Annotated in this window: 13 protein-coding genes; 12 read left to right on the top strand and 1 reads right to left on the bottom strand. The window is 53.0% G+C overall.

Annotation, left to right across the window (positions count from 1 at the left end; genetic code table 11):
* Positions 1–73 precede the first annotated feature (73 nt).
* From FBQ85_21460 to FBQ85_21445, 4 genes are all read left to right on the top strand, one after another.
* Positions 74–1,408 carry an AAA family ATPase gene (locus FBQ85_21460; protein ID MDL1877706.1) on the top strand — a complete coding sequence of 445 codons (1,335 nt, stop codon included), beginning with the start codon at positions 74–76 and terminating at the stop codon, positions 1,406–1,408.
* A gap of 67 nt (positions 1,409–1,475) precedes the next feature.
* Positions 1,476–1,763 (top strand): 4a-hydroxytetrahydrobiopterin dehydratase, encoded by a 288-nt coding sequence (locus tag FBQ85_21455; GenBank protein MDL1877705.1) that lies wholly within the window; start codon positions 1,476–1,478, stop codon positions 1,761–1,763.
* A 169-nt stretch (positions 1,764–1,932) separates the two neighbouring features.
* Complete coding sequence (locus FBQ85_21450; GenBank protein MDL1877704.1) at positions 1,933–3,372, top strand: PAS domain S-box protein; 1,440 nt, start codon at positions 1,933–1,935, stop codon at positions 3,370–3,372.
* A 54-nt stretch (positions 3,373–3,426) separates the two neighbouring features.
* On the top strand, positions 3,427–4,191 hold the full coding sequence (locus tag FBQ85_21445; GenBank protein ID MDL1877703.1) for a TerC family protein: 765 nt from the start codon (positions 3,427–3,429) through the stop codon (positions 4,189–4,191).
* A gap of 307 nt (positions 4,192–4,498) precedes the next feature.
* Here the strand turns inward: FBQ85_21445 and FBQ85_21440 are convergent, their stop codons facing one another.
* Complete coding sequence (locus FBQ85_21440; GenBank protein ID MDL1877702.1) at positions 4,499–6,301, bottom strand: hypothetical protein; 1,803 nt, start codon at positions 6,299–6,301, stop codon at positions 4,499–4,501.
* 426 nt (positions 6,302–6,727) lie between these two features.
* On the opposite strand from FBQ85_21440, the gene uvrB reads away from it, so the two are divergent.
* From uvrB to FBQ85_21400, 8 genes are all read left to right on the top strand, one after another.
* A complete protein-coding gene (gene uvrB, locus FBQ85_21435; GenBank protein ID MDL1877701.1) occupies positions 6,728–8,785 on the top strand; it encodes an excinuclease ABC subunit UvrB in 2,058 nt (685 codons plus the stop codon).
* Between the two features lie 133 nt (positions 8,786–8,918).
* Positions 8,919–10,172 carry a phosphoribosylamine--glycine ligase gene (gene purD / locus FBQ85_21430; GenBank protein ID MDL1877700.1) on the top strand — a complete coding sequence of 418 codons (1,254 nt, stop codon included), beginning with the start codon at positions 8,919–8,921 and terminating at the stop codon, positions 10,170–10,172.
* 121 nt (positions 10,173–10,293) lie between these two features.
* Positions 10,294–11,214 (top strand): SDR family oxidoreductase, encoded by a 921-nt coding sequence (locus tag FBQ85_21425; protein MDL1877699.1) that lies wholly within the window; start codon positions 10,294–10,296, stop codon positions 11,212–11,214.
* A gap of 46 nt (positions 11,215–11,260) precedes the next feature.
* Positions 11,261–12,454, top strand: coding sequence for a sigma-54-dependent Fis family transcriptional regulator (locus tag FBQ85_21420; GenBank protein ID MDL1877698.1), 1,194 nt, complete (start codon positions 11,261–11,263; stop codon positions 12,452–12,454).
* 2 nt (positions 12,455–12,456) lie between these two features.
* A complete protein-coding gene (locus FBQ85_21415) occupies positions 12,457–13,059 on the top strand; it encodes a hypothetical protein (protein MDL1877697.1) in 603 nt (200 codons plus the stop codon).
* 176 nt (positions 13,060–13,235) lie between these two features.
* A complete protein-coding gene (locus FBQ85_21410; protein ID MDL1877696.1) occupies positions 13,236–14,786 on the top strand; it encodes a glycosyltransferase in 1,551 nt (516 codons plus the stop codon).
* A gap of 66 nt (positions 14,787–14,852) precedes the next feature.
* The gene (locus tag FBQ85_21405; protein MDL1877695.1) at positions 14,853–16,208 is read left to right on the top strand and encodes a hypothetical protein; all 1,356 of its coding nucleotides are present in this window, start codon (positions 14,853–14,855) and stop codon (positions 16,206–16,208) included.
* The coding region (locus FBQ85_21400; protein MDL1877694.1) for a hypothetical protein at positions 16,198–16,669 on the top strand (472 nt) is incomplete at its 3' end. The genes FBQ85_21405 and FBQ85_21400, both read left to right, overlap by 11 nt.

Here is a 16,669-nt window from a genome sequence, read left to right as displayed (position 1 = left end):
TTTGGATTGCAGAGCATCTGCGGCATCATCTCAAACAAATCGCCAGAATTCAAAAAGCAAGCAGGCATTCCTCATGACACCGACGAATGACGTCATTCAAGCATTGCGCGAGGCGGTCAAGCAATCGCCCGATAATGTTCCCTTGCGTATGCATTTGGCAGACACGCTTCTGGATAGCGATCGGCCTGGCGAAGCCGAAAAGGAATATCGCGCCGCACTGGCGCTGGCGCCCGAAGATCTTATGCTAAAAATCGGCCTGGCGTGCGCGTTTTTTGAGCAAGGCAAAGTCTCAGAATCGTTGGTGATCATTGAAGATATTCTAAAAAATTCCAAAGCGCCGGTGCGCGCTCACATTTTGCACGCGCGGTTATTGTTGAGCGCAGGTGAAAAAGAGGAGGCTGCCGCCGCCTATCGTCGCGCCCTCGAGCTTGATCCCTCGCTGGCCGATGCCAAGCTTGCCGAACGGCTTGCCCCTTATCTCAAACAAGAGAACTACGACGAGCGCGAGCGTCTGCCGGCAGGTGAACTGCCGGAATTGCCCGACACCACGCTTGAGCGCCCGACCATTGCATTCAAAGACGTTGGCGGCATGGACAAGCTCAAAGATGAAATTCGCATGAAGATCATTTTTCCGCTAACCCAGCCGGACCTTTATCGCGCTTATGGCAAAACCGTGGGAGGCGGCATCTTGATGTATGGCCCGCCCGGCTGCGGAAAAACGTACTTGGCGCGCGCCACTGCCGGCGAGGTTGATGCTAATTTTTTAGCGGTCGGCATCAACGATGTGCTCGATATGTGGATCGGGCAAAGCGAAGCGAATCTGCACGAGATTTTCGAGCATGCGCGTACACATGCGCCCTGTGTCTTGTTCTTCGATGAAGTCGATGCGCTGGGCGCGAGCCGCAGCGACATGCGCAAAAGCGCGGGCCGGCAGTTGATCAATCAGTTCCTCGCAGAATTGGATGGGGTGAAAACCTCGAATGAAGGCGTGTTGATTTTGGCGGCCACGAATGCGCCCTGGCATCTGGACTCGGCGTTCCGCCGTCCTGGCCGGTTTGATCGCATTTTATTTGTGCCGCCACCCGACGTCGCCGCGCGCGCGGCGATTTTCAAGATTCTTCTGCACGGGAAACCGATGGAAGAAATCGATTACATGCAGCTTGCCAAGAAAACGGAAAATTTTTCCGGCGCAGATTTGAAGGCGGTAGTTGATATTGCCGTGGAAGGCAAGCTGCGTGAGGCCATGCAAAAGGGAATGCCCGCGCCATTGACGGCAAAGGGCCTGTTGGCGGCAATGGCGTCGCTGAAACCAACCACCAAAGAATGGTTTGCGACCGCGCGCAATTATGCTTTGTATTCCAATCAAGGTGGGATTTACGATGATATTTTGGGGTATTTGAAGCTCTGACTCTCAGGCAAAAACGTTTTTTAGAAAATTCTCGGGATTAAAATCATTTCAACGAGGAGGGCGCCTGATGGTAGCCATCAAGAAATTATCCGAGGCCGAAATCGAAGATAACCTGGCGGCCTTGCGCGGCTGGGCTTTGGTGAACGGCAAATTGCATAAGAGTTTGCACTTCGGTTCTTTCGTCGAAGCCTTCGGGTTTATGGCGAGCGTTGCGCTGATTGCGGAGTCGATGAATCATCACCCGGAGTGGTCGAATGTCTATAATCGCGTTGCCATCGATTTGACCACGCATGACGCCGGCGGCATCAGTCAACGCGATTTTGATCTAGCTGCCAAGATTGATGCACTGATGTAGAGCACGCCGGCAATCGTGTGATTGCGGGGAAAGATTGGCGCGATACGCCAACCTTCAGGGCGGAACAGCGTAAGCAATTCACCGGATTTGATTGAGAAGTTCGGCCAACTAGAGGCGATGGGCAAATGTCATTCTCGTTCACGCCCTCCATCACGTGTGCAGGAAATTCATGGATTCTTTGATCAAAGAATTGCAAAGTCTGCGCAATCAGTTCAACGATTTTCTTTACTATTTGCCGGAAGCGTTGCTGGAAATTGATATCGTCGTGCCACATCTTACTTACATGAACCGGATGGCGCATATCTTGTTTGGATATTCCGAAGAGGATTTTGCGCGTGGCAGCATCGAGATTCCGCAGCTCTTTGCCGAACAAGAGTTCGAGCGCGCCGTGGCGCTCATCAAGTCTTATGTTGCCGAGAGCCGCGCGCAGCAACAGCAATACTCGCGCTCGGGACGGCAGGATATTTACGAATTTATGATGCGCAAAAAAGACGGCTCAGTTTTTCCCGCGGAGACGCAAACCTCGTTCGTGTTGGATAAAAACGGCGTTCCCATCGCGATGCGCACGCTCATTCGCGATGTTTCTGAGCGCAAACAAGCCGAAGAAGCGCGGCTGCGCGCGCTGGCAGCCGAAACCCGGGCTCAAACCGTGGAAGCGCTCAATCAAACTCTGCAAAAGGAAATTGCCGAGCGCACGCGCGTCGAAAAAGCGCTGCGCGAAAGCGAAGATCGTTATCGCAAGCTGTTTGAAAATCACGTTTCACGCGCGGATACCTCGCTCGCTTCGACCCGGCTCAATGCGGCGCCCCCGATACGCTCCGGTTCACATTTGCATGATACCGGCGCATCACAATCCGAAAGCGCCTCCCAGCCCCCGCCAGAAGGTCAAATTTCATGGACGCAGACCGCCGAAGGTTTGGATGATTTTGCCGGCGGCATGGCTCATCTCTTCAACAATTTGTTGACCATTATTCTGGGTAATGCCAATCTTGCGTTGCAAGACCTGCCGGAAAATGCGCCATTGCGCAACCCGATCGAGCAGATTGAAGCAGCCGCATTGCGCGCGGCTGAGTTGACGAATCAAATCGTTGCTTTCACCGGCAAGGCGCGCTTCAACGCGCAATCCGTGAATCTTTCCACCTTGCTCATCGAAATGCAGCCGATGCTGAGAACTTTGGTTACCGAACGCGTCAAGCTAAGCTATGCGCTTGCGGCCGACTTACCGGACATTCAGGCCGATGCCGCGCAAATGCAGCAAGTCGTTTCGAATTTGTTTTTGAATGCTTCGGATGCGATCAATGGCCAGGACGGCGAAATAACGGTGACGACGGGCCTGCAACAAACGAATGATGCGGTACCAGCCGGAAATCAACCGGAGGCGTTGCCGCGCGGCGCCTACGTTTTTTTGGAAATCCGGGATACCGGCGGCGGCATGACGGAGGAAACCCGTGCGCGCATGTTCGAACCGTTTTTTAGCACGAAATTCACCGGACGGGGGCTCGGGCTGGCGGCGGTGCGCGGCATCGTGCGGTCGCATCGCGGCATAATCCAGGTGGCGAGTGAAGTTGGCCGCGGCACAGCTATCAAGATATTTTTTCCTACCTCATGACACCCCCATTTAAATTTGTAGACTCGAACTAAAATCAGAGAGGGAGTACGAACAATGGATTGGCTTACCGACCCGCAAGCCTGGATTGCGCTGGTGACGTTGACCGCGCTCGAAATCGTGCTTGGCATCGATAACATCATTTTCATATCGATTTTGGCGGGCAAATTGCCGCACGAGCAACAGCAGCGCGCGCGCACACTTGGCCTGGCGCTGGCCATGATTTCACGCATTGTGCTGCTCTTTTCGTTGACTTGGGTGATGCGCTTGACCAAGCCCTTGTTCACAATTTTGAGCAATGAAATTTCAGGGCGCGATATTATTCTCATCGTTGGCGGGTTGTTCCTGCTCGCCAAAAGCACGTTTGAAATTCACGAAAAGCTTGAAGGCGAGGAAGAACACAAAAAAGCCAAGCTGAAAGCCTCATTCGCGAGCGTGTTGATTCAGATTATGTTGCTCGATATCGTTTTCTCGCTTGATTCCGTGATTACGGCGATCGGCATGGCCAATCGCGTCGCCATCATGGTCACGGCCGTTGTCATTGCCGTGGGATTCATGATGGTATTCGCCGGCGCCATCAGTGAATTTGTCCACCGCCGGCCCACCGTGAAAATGCTTGCGCTCAGCTTTTTGTTGTTGATTGGGGTGACGCTCATCGCCGAGGGTTTTGATCAGCATATTTCCAAGGGCTATATCTATTTTGCCATGGCGTTTTCGGTGTTTGTTGAGATGTTGAATTTGCGCATACGCGCGCGCGAAACCGAACCGGTGAGGCTGCGGGGCGAGGTTTCTCTGCAAGCCGGCACCCATTCAGCAGCTTAACGGCCAGGCCGTAAGGCGCTCAAAGCCAGAATAAAATTCTGAAAGGTTATACGAATAATTTATCGGCAGAACGGTTTGAAATAATTCTGTCGATAAATCATCCTGCCAATTTTTTTCGGCGATGCCCCGTGACTTCGGCGCATTTCGGCAGAAAAGCTTTGTCGCCGATGATCACAGAAGACGCCGAGTTTTGCCAAATTCGGGCATTCCCGTTTTGGGAATTTGTTTTCAGCTTGTGAAAATGGAAACGTATAAAAACAAAAAAGCTCCCGTTACAAGGGAGCTTTTCAGTTTCCGGCAAGAGGTTTTAGAAAAATCTCTCACGCTCATCTTTGATATCGGCGTCTTCCTTCAATGCCGTTAGCCATTGTTCGAATGCTTCCTGCCGGGCGCGATCCGTGAGTTGGCTGCGGACTTCATCTTTTTTGATATTGAAATCGGCTTCGTTGAAGGGATCGATACTCAAGAGCTGAATGATGTAGGAGCCGCGCATACCCTTGACCGGCTTGGAAAATTCCGACGGCTTCAGCGAAAATGCCGTGCCGATGAAAGCCTGGTCGCGCCCCACGCCTGTGATAAAACCCGTGCGCGTGAACGGCTCGGGCGAATTGATCGTGACCGTATCCCGCTGTGCGAGCGTTTCAAATGACTCCGTCCCGGATTTGAGCAGATCGGCGTAAAATTTCTCCGCCGCCTGTTGCGCCATTTGCTTCCAGCGTTCCTCTTTCAGCGTCGTTTCAATTTGCGTTTTGGCATCTTCCAGCGCTTTAGTGTGCTCTTTTTGGATGTCGGCCACGCGCACGACGACATAGCCCTGCGGTATCTCGAAAATATCGCTAATACTGCCCACGGCATTGCGGAAAATGTATTGTGACGCGGCGAAATTCAACCCCAGGCCCGGAACGAAGCCGTTGCCTTTGACAAAAGGCGTGCTGGTTTGCGCTTGCACCTTTTCGCTGGCGACGGTTTCAGCCCACGAGGTTTGCCGGGCTTGCTCTGCAAAAAACCGTGCGTCGCTTTCCGCCGTATCTTGAGTTTGCGCGGAAGCCTGATAACGCAGCAGAATGTGGCGGGCGCGCACTTTTTCTTCGTTGTTTTCTGTCTTGCGTTCTTCCACTTTGATAATGTGCAAGCCGAAATTCGTCGCGACCGGCCCGACAATATCGCCGGCATTTGCCGCAAACGCGGCCTCTTCGAACGGTTTCACCATTTGGCCGCGGGGGAAGAAGCCCAAATCGCCGCCTCGCGTGTTGTTGGATTCGTCTTCGGAATAGATCTCCGCGAGTTTTGCAAAATCTTCGCCCGCGAGCGCGCGTTGATAAACCGCCGTCGCCGTGTCCTGTACCGCCTGGGAATCCCGTTGTGTCGGCTGTGTCGAGAAAATCACATAATCAATCGTGCGCTTTTCCGGTTCTTTCAACTCGTCTTGATGTTCTTTATAGTATTTTTCCAGCTCGGCCGGCGTAATCGTAACGGCGGCGGAACGATACTTGTCCGCAGGAAATTGCGCATAGCGCACACTCGCTTTTTGATTGCGCTTGAGGTATTCCTCTTTAACCTGGCTTTCGGTGACCACGACCGTCGCGCTCAACATATCTTGCAGCTTTTGCACCGGCAGGCGGCTGCGCAGTTCTTCTTCCACGCCGATCCATGCGGCATCGAGTTGGGGATTCTTGAGCGCCGCTTGATAACGCGCGACATCGAATTGCCCTTGTTCGGTGCGGAACATCTGCTGGATGAAATCCGGGGGACGATCCCACAAGTAATAGGTAATCTCTTTGTCCGTCGCGTGAATGTTCAGCTTTTTGATTTCCTGGCGGACGAGTTTGCTCTGAATGAGATCATCCAACACGCGATTGCGAATAGCGTTCAGTTGGCTGTCATTTATTTCCGTGCCGCTTTGTTTGTAGCTCTCCAGCACCTGATTGCAGGCCAAATCGAATTCCGCCAATGAAATTTTTTCACCATTCACCTGGGCAATGGTGGATTCTGCCGTGCTTAACCCGGTCACATTCATGCCCCAGTCGAAGATGATGGTGCCGACAAAAACCAAAATCAAGCCATAGAACAGCACTTTGGTATATCCCCGCATGGTTTGCATCATGCCCATAAAAAACACTCCGAAAGTTTAGAGATTCTTCCAAAACCTCGCCGGCGCGGCGATTATGTTTACAAATTACAAGCGTGAAATATAAGCCCATGCGCCTTGATTTGCAAGGTGTTTTTCCCAAAAGATCATGCCACGCACGAGCCGGGCATGGCGGTTTATCTCGCAATCGCGTGCTGCCTTGTTGCGATGAGCGAAGAACGCAAGTTCGATCATGCTGCCAACGATTCTGTTGCATCGGGCAAGGCAAAATGCCGCACGCCGCCGGGTAGGCGCACCGCTTGACATTGTTGGCGTGGGAACGTATATTCCACTCGGTTTTGACAATTTGACATTGTGCCGTTGTGGCGACAATTTTGCATGCACAATCACGTGGAAATGATGATCAAGCCATCTTGCAGTTGTGGGATGGCTAATCTTTTTTAATTTATGGACCGATTTGAACTGGTTTCAGACTACCAACCCACCGGCGATCAGCCGCAAGCGATTCAAGAGCTTACGGCAGGTCTCGAAAACGGTGAAAAACACCAAACCTTGTTGGGCGTAACCGGTAGTGGTAAAACATTCACTCTGGCGAACGTGATCGCAAAAGTGAATCGCCCGGTGCTGGTCATTTCTCACAATAAAACACTCGCGGCTCAGCTTTACGGCGAATTTAAGAGTTTTTTCCCGCGTAATGCCGTGGAATATTTTATCAGTTATTATGATTACTATCAGCCCGAAGCTTATGTACCGACGACGGATACCTACATCGAAAAAGACACGGCGATCAACGATGAAATCGACCGTTTGCGCCTGAAGGCCACCAGCGCGTTGCTGTCGCGCAAAGATGTTCTGATCGTGGCCTCGGTGTCGTGCATTTACGGCTTGGGCGATCCGGAAGATTACAAGGCCGAGCTGCTCATGCTCAATCGCGGCCAGCGCATCGAACGCAACCGCATTTTGGAGCGGCTGGTCGATATGCAATACACGCGCAATGATTTCGATTTCAGCCGCGGCACGTTTCGCGTGCGCGGGGACGTCGTCGAAGTCATTCCGGCCTACGAGCGCGAGGCGTATCGCATTGAAATGTTCGGCAATGAAATCGAATCCTTTTCTCAGATTAACACATTAACCGGCGAAATCTTGGGCGAAGTCGACAGTGTTGCCATCTTTCCGGCCAAGCATTTCGTCACCCCGCGGGAAAAAGTGTTGCGCGCCCTCGCTGCGATTCGAATCGAGTTGGCCGAGCGTTTGGAATGGTTTCGACAGCACAACAAACTGCTGGAAGCACAGCGCCTCGAGATGCGCACGAATTTTGATCTCGAAATGCTGCAGGAAATCGGCACCTGCCATGGCGTCGAAAACTACTCGCGACATCTTTCCGGCCGGCAAGCGGGGCAACGCCCGTTCACATTAATTGATTATTTCCCGAAAGATTTTATCACAATCATCGACGAGTCACACGCGACCATCCCGCAAATAACGGCCATGTATCATGGCGATCGTTCGCGCAAAGAAACGCTGGTCGAACACGGCTTTCGCCTGCCCTCGGCGCTCGACAATCGGCCGTTGAAGTTCGAGGAATATGAGTCGATGATGAACCAGATGATTTATGTTTCGGCAACGCCGGCAGCCTACGAACTGGAGAAGAGCCGCGGCGTGATTGTCGAACAGGTGATTCGCCCGACCGGCTTGATGGATCCCGAAGTCGACGTGCGCCCGGTGGCAAATCAAATAGATGATTTGATCGGTGAAATTCGCCAGCGCGTGGCAAGACAGGAACGCGTCTTGGTGACGACGCTTACGAAGCGCATGGCCGAGGATTTGACGGATTATCTCGCGGAGTTGGACATCCGCGTGCGCTATTTGCATTCGGAAATCGATGCGCTTGATCGCGTCGAAATTGTGCGTGATTTGCGCCTGGCGGAATTCGACGTGCTCGTCGGCGTGAATTTGCTGCGTGAAGGCCTGGATTTGCCGGAAGTTTCGCTGGTTGCGATTCTCGATGCGGACAAAGAAGGCTATTTGCGCAGCGAGCGTTCACTAATTCAAACCGGCGGCCGCGCCGCGCGCAACGTGAATGGCAAAGTGATCATGTATGCCGATAGGATTACCGGCTCGATGCGCAAAATGATCGACGAAACCGATCGCCGGCGCGAGATTCAGCGAAAGTATAATGAAGAACACGGCATCACGCCGAAGACCATTTACAAAAGCACGGAAGAAATTTTAAGCTCGACGCAAGTGGCGGATGTCAGGGCCGACAGCAAATACAATCGTGAAACCCCGGCGCAAATTTCTGAATCGGCCTGGCAAAAGCTGTCGCCATTTGAGCGAGAGGAATTGCTCGATCGCCTCGAAAAAGAAATGCTCGATGCGGCGAAAAAACTCGAATTCGAGCGCGCTGCAGAATTACGCAATGAAATCGAGCATCTGAAAACCGGAGAGAAGAAGAAAGCCGTCGCAACCTACACTGTTAAAAAAAGCAAGCGGCGGAGGAGATGATGCGAAGCGTGCGAATGGAAAGTCGAAGATTGCAAAGACCGCCAGCGCTTTATTCTCCTCGATCTTTGTCTTTCGAAAATAATTTTAGTTCATGATGAGAAATTCCAGAGCAGGTCAAATTCCTTTGCGACATTTGCGTATTCTCGTCATCGGCGGCGGCGGGCGTGAGCATGCGATGGTAATTCTCACTCTTTCAATGGCGCCCGGCAATCCCGGCATTGCGCAATTGGCGGAATGTGTCGATATTTCTCCGGTTCGTGTCCCAGAACTGTTGCATTTTGCGCGAACAGCGAAAATCGACATGACCGTGGTTGGACCGGAAGCGCCGTTGGTGGCAGGCATTGTTGACAATTTTGAAGAACAGGGTTTGGCGATTTTCGGCCCTTCGCAAGCGGCGGCGCAGATTGAGGGCAGCAAGGTTTTCGCAAAAGAGTTCATGCGCCGGCACGGCATCCCAACGGCTGATTATAGAATTTTTGAACAGGAAGGAGCCGCGCGCGACTATCTTTCCAATTGTGCGATTCCGATTGTGATAAAAGCTGACGGCCTTGCCGCCGGTAAAGGCGCAATCGTGGCAAAATCCCGCGAAGAAGCCAATGCAGCCATTGCCGCCATCTTCGCCCAAAAAATTTTCGGCGAAGCCGGTAAGCGCGTGGTGATTGAAGAATTCATGCCCGGCGAAGAAGTTTCGGTGTTGTGCCTCACCGACGGCGTGAATTTCATCACCTTGCCGCCGGCGCAGGATCACAAAGCCGTGTATGACGGCGACACCGGCCCGAATACCGGCGGCATGGGCGCATATGCTCCTGCGCCCGTCATGAATCGTGTTTTGCAGCAACGTGTCGAACGTGAAATTTTGCAGCCCACGATTCAAGGCCTGGCGAAAGAAGGCCGGAGGTATCGCGGCGTTTTGTATGCCGGTTTGATGATTACGGCTGACGGTCCCAAAGTCGTCGAATTCAACTGCCGCTTGGGTGATCCGGAAGCGCAGGTGATTTTGCCTTTGCTGAAGGGGGATTTAGCTGAGTTGATGTGGCGCACGATGCACGACGCGCTGCCAGCGGCCGAAGAAGCAAGCCATTCGGCATGGGCGCTCACCGTTGTGATGGCCTCGGCGGGCTATCCCGGGGATTATCAAAAAGGCAAAGCAATCTCGGGTATACGCCAAAGCGATGATGAAAATGTTTTGACGTTTCATTCGGGCACGGCGCGCGATTCGGAAAACCGGCTGGTAACCAACGGCGGCCGTGTGCTTGCGGTGACGGGGTTGGGCAATACGTTTGAGCAGGCGCGTGAGCGCGCCTATGCAGGCGTAAACCGCATTTCCTTTGCAGGCGCGCACTACCGCAGCGATATTGGGGCGAAAGCGGTGAAACATTTAAAATGAGTCAGGAAGTGGCTTGTGTTTAGGTCACGATCAGAGGGTGGTTTTAAAGGCGCGCTAGCAAAACGGGCACTAAAGATATTCAATAAATCAGGAAGAGTCATTAACTCTGAAAGGATGAAGCATGAAGATTTTGGTTACCGGTGGAGCCGGTTTCATTGGGTCTCACATTGTTGATGCGTTGATCGCGCAGGGACACGACGTTGCCGTGATGGATAATTTGATCACCGGGCGAAAAGAGAATCTCAATTCGCAGGCAAAATTCTATCATGTTGATATTCGGGATCAAGAGGTGGAGAACATCTTTCAGCGCGAGCGCTTTGAAGTCGTTTATCATCAAGCTGCACAGATGGATGTGCGCAAATCGGTCGCGGATCCGCGTTATGATGCCGAGGTGAACATTCTCGGCACCTTGAACCTGTTGCAGCAGGCGCAAAAGACGAATGTGAAGAAATTCATTTTTGCTTCCACCGGCGGCGCGATTTATGGCGAGCAAGTGCAGTTTCCGGCAGATGAAGAGCATCCCACCTGGCCGGCGTCACCCTACGGCATCACCAAGCTGGCGTGCGAAAAATATATCGTTTTCTTCGGGCAAAATTACGGCATCAACTATGCCTTGTTGCGTTACGCCAATGTTTACGGCCCGCGCCAAAGCCCGCATGGCGAAGCCGGCGTGGTGGCGATTTTCACCTCGCGCATGCTGGGCGGTGAGCAGCCTATGATCAACGGCGACGGCAAGCAGACGCGCGACTATGTTTACGTGGGCGACGTCGTGGCGGCAAATCTGCGCGCGCTTGACTATCCCCAAAACGATTATTTTAATGTCGGCACCGGCATTGAAACAGACGTCAACCAGTTGTTTCGCATTCTCAATCAAGCCACGGGCAACCGCGTGAAGGAGTTGCACGGTGCGGCGAAAGCCGGTGAACAATTACGCAGTGTGTTGTCACATGATAAAGCCGCCAGGCTGTTGGGTTGGCGACCGAAGGTGACGCTCGAACAGGGCCTGACTCAGACCGTGCAGTGGTTTCAGAACAAGCGATGACTTGCAGCAAGCAAACGAAAACATTTTAACCCACTAGTCGAATCCCATGAATGCTCTTCCGGGGAAGGTTAACGGCGCGCAAGACGATTTGCACACGTTGCGCGACGAGATTGGCCTGGTCGGCGACTCGCCGGAAATCTGGCAGATGCTCGAAACGATCCAGCAAGTTGCGCCCACGAATATTCCAGTATTGATTCTTGGCGAGAGCGGCACCGGTAAAGAACTGGTGGCCAACGCGATTCACCGTCTCAGCCCGCGCGCCGACAAACCGTTTGTGGTGGTGAATGCCGGCGCCATTCCCGAAGGAATCATCGAGTCGGAATTATTCGGGCATGAAAAGGGCGCGTTCACCGGCGCAATCGGCTCGCGCAAGGGCTATTTCGAGCAAGCCGACGGCGGCACGCTGTTTCTCGATGAAGTCGGCGACATGCCGCTGCCGGCGCAAGTCAAGTTTTTGCGCTTGCTCGAAGGCAAGGATTTTATTCGCGTCGGCGGCAGCAGCAATCGCAATGTGGATGTGCGCGTGGTCGCCGCCACCAACAAGGATTTGCGCGAGGCGGTTGAGCACGGCCGGTTCCGGGAGGATTTGTTCTTCCGTTTGAATGCGATCCGGCTGCGCATTCCGTCCTTGCGCGATCGCTTGCAGGATGTTCCGGCGCTCGTCAAGAAGTTTGTGAATGATTTCTGCCGTGAAAATAGAATCGAATTCGAGGGCATGTCTGAGGGCGCGATTCGCGCGTTGCAGGATTATCACTGGCCCGGCAATGTGCGTGAGCTGCGGAATTTTGTGGAAATGTTGATTGTTATAGAACGCGGCAGGCGCGTCGACGAAAATGTTGTGCGCCAGCATTTGCCGCGCCGGTCAGAGTATGATCGCCGTTTGCCCGTGCCGTTGAACCGCCGCAGTGAAGAAGTCGAGCGCGAGTTTATTTATCGCGCGCTGATCGATCTTAAAAACGAAATTGCGCAGTTGCGCGAGTTGATTGTCGGGCGTTACGTTTCGCCGATGCGGCGTCTCAAACCGGGCGGCTTTGTGGAGACGGATGTCGTGCAGGATGTGAGCGCCGATGAAGTCGGCAACGAAGAAGAAGACATGGAATCGATCGAGGGCATGCAAAAGCGCTTGATTTACGAAGCCCTGCAACGCACCAACGGCAATCGCCGCAAGGCTGCCAAGATTCTCAAAATCAGCGAACGCACGCTTTACCGCAAAATCAAAGAGTATAATTTGCCGTTTTAGCGATGCTCAATTCACCTTCTGAAATGTCATTCAACGGAATTTTTTTTCAAGATAGAAGGGAAGAGGGTTCCCTCGGTGCCGCTAGGAATATCAAGTCAGTCGCCGGCAATCTGAATAGATTGGCAAGCGCGCTGTGCATGGGGATGTTGGCAACGGTCGGTTGCGGCGTTTATTCGTTTTCCGGCTCGGCAAATCCTCATCTCAAAACCGTGGCAGTACCGATTTTTGACGATCAAACTGCCGAATTCGGCGTTAAGGAACAGCTCACAAACGCCATCATCGCGAGTTTCAATCGCGATAATACGTTGAAAATCGCCGACCGCCGCTTGGCGGATGTGATTGTCGCCGGCACGATTTTGCGCCTGAACGAGCAAGCCGGCGCATATACTTCGCAAGAGCAAGTGCAGGAGATTCGCGTTTATTTGACGGCAAAAATAAAATGTGATGATGTCAAAAAGCGCAAAGTTTTGTGGGAAGAGGAACTCACGCAATTTGGCGCTTACTCGCCGGGCGGCGCGAATTCCGGCGATCGCCAAAGCGCGATCGCTGAAGCCGTAGAAAAAATTGCCACGGAGGTACTCAATCGCACGGTTTCCGGCTGGTAATGTTACATTGTTGCAACGCTGGTGTGTGTACATATGATAACCCAATAAAAAAGTTGCGCTTTAGATTTGATTTACTTATAATCCTCGCCGTATTTCTAAAGATGAAAAGATTTTAAGGAGGTAGGTTTCAACCGCGGCCGCAACACTAGCAAATGGCGGCGGTGAACGTAAAAGTTATGCTAACTGTTTTAGAATACCTCGTTCTTTCGGTTTATTTTGTGGCCCTCGTGATTTTGTTTGTGTTTGGCGCGCACGGTTTTTTGATGGTTTATTACTTCAAGAAATTCCGGCAAGTCGTCGGCTTGCGCCCGAAACCGCTCAAACACCATCCCAAGGTCACGATTCAATTGCCGGTTTTTAACGAATACTATGTGGTTGAGCGCTTGATTCATGCGGTCTGCCGCATGACGTATCCTCTCGATCGTTTGGAAATTCAGGTTCTGGACGATTCGACCGACGATACACTTAGCCTCTCGCAAAAGTGTGTTCATGAATATCGCAGCCGCGGTTACAATATTTCGTTGTTGCATCGCGAAAATCGCAAAGGCTTCAAGGCTGGCGCTTTGAAAGATGGGCTGGCGCAAGCGACGGGCGATTTTATCGCAATTTTTGATGCGGATTTCATTCCACCGCGGGATTTTTTGGCGCGCACGATTCCCTATTTTGCAGATACCGGTGTGGGAATGGTGCAAACGCGGTGGGGACATTTGAACCCGAATTTCTCGATGCTCACGCGCGCTCAGGCCATCGGCCTTGACGGCCATTTTGTGATTGAACAAACCGCGCGCAACGGCGCGGGCTTTTTCATCAATTTCAACGGCACCGCTGGCATTTGGCGCAAAGCCTGCATTCTCGATGCCGGCAACTGGTCGGATGATACGCTTACCGAAGATCTCGATCTCAGTTATCGCGCGCAATTGCGCGGCTGGAAGTTCAAATACCTGCAGGATGCGGTCTGCTCCTCGGAATTGCCCGCGGAAATCGGCGCGCTGAAATCGCAGCAATTCCGTTGGACCAAGGGCGCGATCGAAACTTCGAAAAAAATTCTGCCGCAAGTTTGGCGCTCGGCTATGCCGTTGCGCCTCAAATTGCAGTCGACGATTCACTTGTCCAACAATCTGGTTTTTCCGTTTATTTTTATCGTCGGCTTGCTGAATTTGCCGCTGATTTTGCTGAAGAATGAAAGCGCGCACGATTACAGCTCGTATTTCGCCATCAGTTCGTTTTTCTTGCTGGCTTTCTTTGGCTCCTTGTTGATGTACGTTACCTCGCAAAAAGAGCTTTATCCCGATTGGCGCAAGCGTATTCTTTATTTTCCGCTTTTTATGGCCGGCAGTATGGGCCTGGCGTTCAACAACACGCGCGCGATTGTGCAGGGGTTGTGCAATCGCAAAAGCGAATTTCAACGCACGCCGAAATATCGCATTGAAAGCAACCGCGATCATTTTCTTGACAAAACGTATTTCAATGTTCGTGGATCCATGAAGCGTTTTACCGGCTGGGGCATAGTCGAATTGCTGCTCGCCTTCTATAGTTTTGCCGGTATCGTCATCTCGCTGAGCTACGCCGAATTTGCTGCCGTGCCGTTTCAGAGTCTTTTCTGCTGCGGTTACGGTTATATTGGATTTCTGTCGGTGAAGCATACGCTACTGCCCCAACTGCGCGAGAGATTCAACCAGCCGGTTTGGCTGGCCGGACGGACCAAAAGTGTTTTGCAACCTCAATAGATGTGACGCCTCAAGTATCGCCCCTAATCGGCGTCATGCAGGACGTTCTGAATCAAGGAAGCTGTCATGACTAGAGTTGAAACCGAGCGCCTGGAGTCCCTGCAAGTTTTGCTGCAGCAAAACCCGGATTCCCTCACCTTTGCGCGTGTGGCAGAGGCGCTGATGCGCAATGAACGCCTCGAAGAGGCGATACAAATTTGTGAAGAAGGCGTGCGCCGTCACCCGTATTATGTCACGGGCCATTTCGTGCTCGGCAAATGTTACCGCCAGAAAAAGCTTTATGATTTGGCGGAGAAGGAATTCAAGCGGGTATTGCTGTTTGATCCCAAGCATATCGCGGCGTTGCGCCATTATGGCGACCTCATGCGCGAGATCGAATGGGATAACACGTGTGAAATGAGCTATCGCAAAATTTTGCATATTGATCCCCTCGATGACTATGTGCAATCCGTGGTCAATGAATTTGCACGGCAAAGCCAGGCCGCTCCCGCGCCCTTGCCAGTTGTAGCAACGGAAGGTATCGCCGCAGCACCCGCGAAACCAACTGCCCGCCCGGCCAAAGCGCCGGTCACCGCGCTGCCCATCACCGATGAAGAGCTTCTGGATACCTCTTCAAAACGACGAGAGACCCAACCGAAGCCGGTGACTCCGGTTGTGCCGCAAGCTGATTTCGATCATCTGGAAGATCTGGCCGCGGCGAACGAAACGCCGGCAGAACGCGTGCAGCCCATCGCCGGCCCGCTCACCAAATCCGACGAAGCGCGCTTCTCCTCCATTCTCGATGACATTTTCAACGACGAAGTTTTGGAAGATGCGACGGAACGCTACTTTGCTCCGGAGAATGATCGCGCCCGCCCGGCGCCGCCCGCCGAATCATTGTCGAGCGAGGATGATTTCGACATTCAGCCGTTGAGCAAGCAAGAGCCGCCGCGCGAACGGGGTGTGAGCGAGCCGGCGCATACGCACGAGCCGGAAAAAAGCCCGGCAATTGAGGCTGATAACTATCAGGCGGAAGAAGAGCCGCCCTCACGGCCCTCGCAGACCATACCGGCGCGTTCAAGTGATTTTGACTTTGATTTTAGTGATGTGCCCCCAGCCGTGACTGCGAACAACGTCGTGCCGCAGGAGGCGATGGAGGAGCTGACGCCCAAATCTGCGCCGGCCCCTAACCGCCGCCGGCCCACCTCTGTGCGCATGATGGAACAATTGGGTGACAGCGTTGCGCCGCCCAGCGCCGAATTGCAGCCGCGCGATAAAATCGTCACCCCCACGCTCGGCGAGATTTATGCGGCGCAAGGGCAATATGCCAAGGCCATCGGCGTGTTTGAATTGTTGAGCAAAAAAGATCCCGCCAACCGGCAATACCGCGACAAAATCGATTACCTGAAAAAGCGCCTGCAAGAGACCCAGAATGCCGGATAGAATCGCGCGCTTGCGGCAGTGTTTGCGCGAGCAGGAGCTTGGCGCAATGATCATCAGTTCGCCCGCCAGCATCCGGTATTTTTTCGGCTTCACCGGATCGAACGCCATCGGGTTGGTCACGCCTGAGCAATGTTTTCTGGTGACGGATTGGCGCTATCGCGATCAATCCCGCGCCGAAGTGCATAACGCCGAGATTTTGATTGCCTACCGCGATCTCTTCGTTCCGCTCAAAGAGAAAAACGCGTTGCCGCCCGGAATCCGCGCCGGCTTTGAAGAGCATCATCTCACGTATTACCTGACCACGCAGATTCACAAACATTTTCCTCAAATCAAACTCGCCACCACCGATCGTTTGTTGGTTCAGCTTGCCGTGCCCAAGGAACCTGGGGAATTGCGCGCGATGCGCGAGGCCGCGCGTCTGGCGTGCATGGTTTGGGAGGAAATTCAACCGTATTTGCATG

The sequence above is a fragment of the Cytophagia bacterium CHB2 genome, assembly GCA_030263535.1.
Classification (GTDB): Bacteria; Zhuqueibacterota; Zhuqueibacteria; order Zhuqueibacterales; family Zhuqueibacteraceae; genus Coneutiohabitans.
Note: the sequence above shows the minus strand (reverse complement) of the source record. Positions and strands in the feature narration are given on the sequence as shown.

Excerpts from the sequence above, each read along its gene's own strand:
- FBQ85_21460 (MDL1877706.1), top strand. The coding sequence starts at position 74 with ATGACACCGACGAATGACGTCATTCAAGCATTGCGCGAGGCGGTCAAG.
- FBQ85_21455 (MDL1877705.1), top strand. The coding sequence starts at position 1,476 with ATGGTAGCCATCAAGAAATTATCCGAGGCCGAAATCGAAGATAACCTG.
- FBQ85_21450 (MDL1877704.1), top strand. The coding sequence starts at position 1,933 with ATGGATTCTTTGATCAAAGAATTGCAAAGTCTGCGCAATCAGTTCAAC.
- FBQ85_21445 (MDL1877703.1), top strand. The coding sequence starts at position 3,427 with ATGGATTGGCTTACCGACCCGCAAGCCTGGATTGCGCTGGTGACGTTG.
- FBQ85_21440 (MDL1877702.1), bottom strand. The coding sequence starts at position 6,301 with ATGGGCATGATGCAAACCATGCGGGGATATACCAAAGTGCTGTTCTAT.
- uvrB (MDL1877701.1), top strand. The coding sequence starts at position 6,728 with ATGGACCGATTTGAACTGGTTTCAGACTACCAACCCACCGGCGATCAG.
- FBQ85_21425 (MDL1877699.1), top strand. The coding sequence starts at position 10,294 with ATGAAGATTTTGGTTACCGGTGGAGCCGGTTTCATTGGGTCTCACATT.
- FBQ85_21420 (MDL1877698.1), top strand. The coding sequence starts at position 11,261 with ATGAATGCTCTTCCGGGGAAGGTTAACGGCGCGCAAGACGATTTGCAC.
- FBQ85_21415 (MDL1877697.1), top strand. The coding sequence starts at position 12,457 with ATGCTCAATTCACCTTCTGAAATGTCATTCAACGGAATTTTTTTTCAA.
- FBQ85_21410 (MDL1877696.1), top strand. The coding sequence starts at position 13,236 with ATGCTAACTGTTTTAGAATACCTCGTTCTTTCGGTTTATTTTGTGGCC.
- FBQ85_21405 (MDL1877695.1), top strand. The coding sequence starts at position 14,853 with ATGACTAGAGTTGAAACCGAGCGCCTGGAGTCCCTGCAAGTTTTGCTG.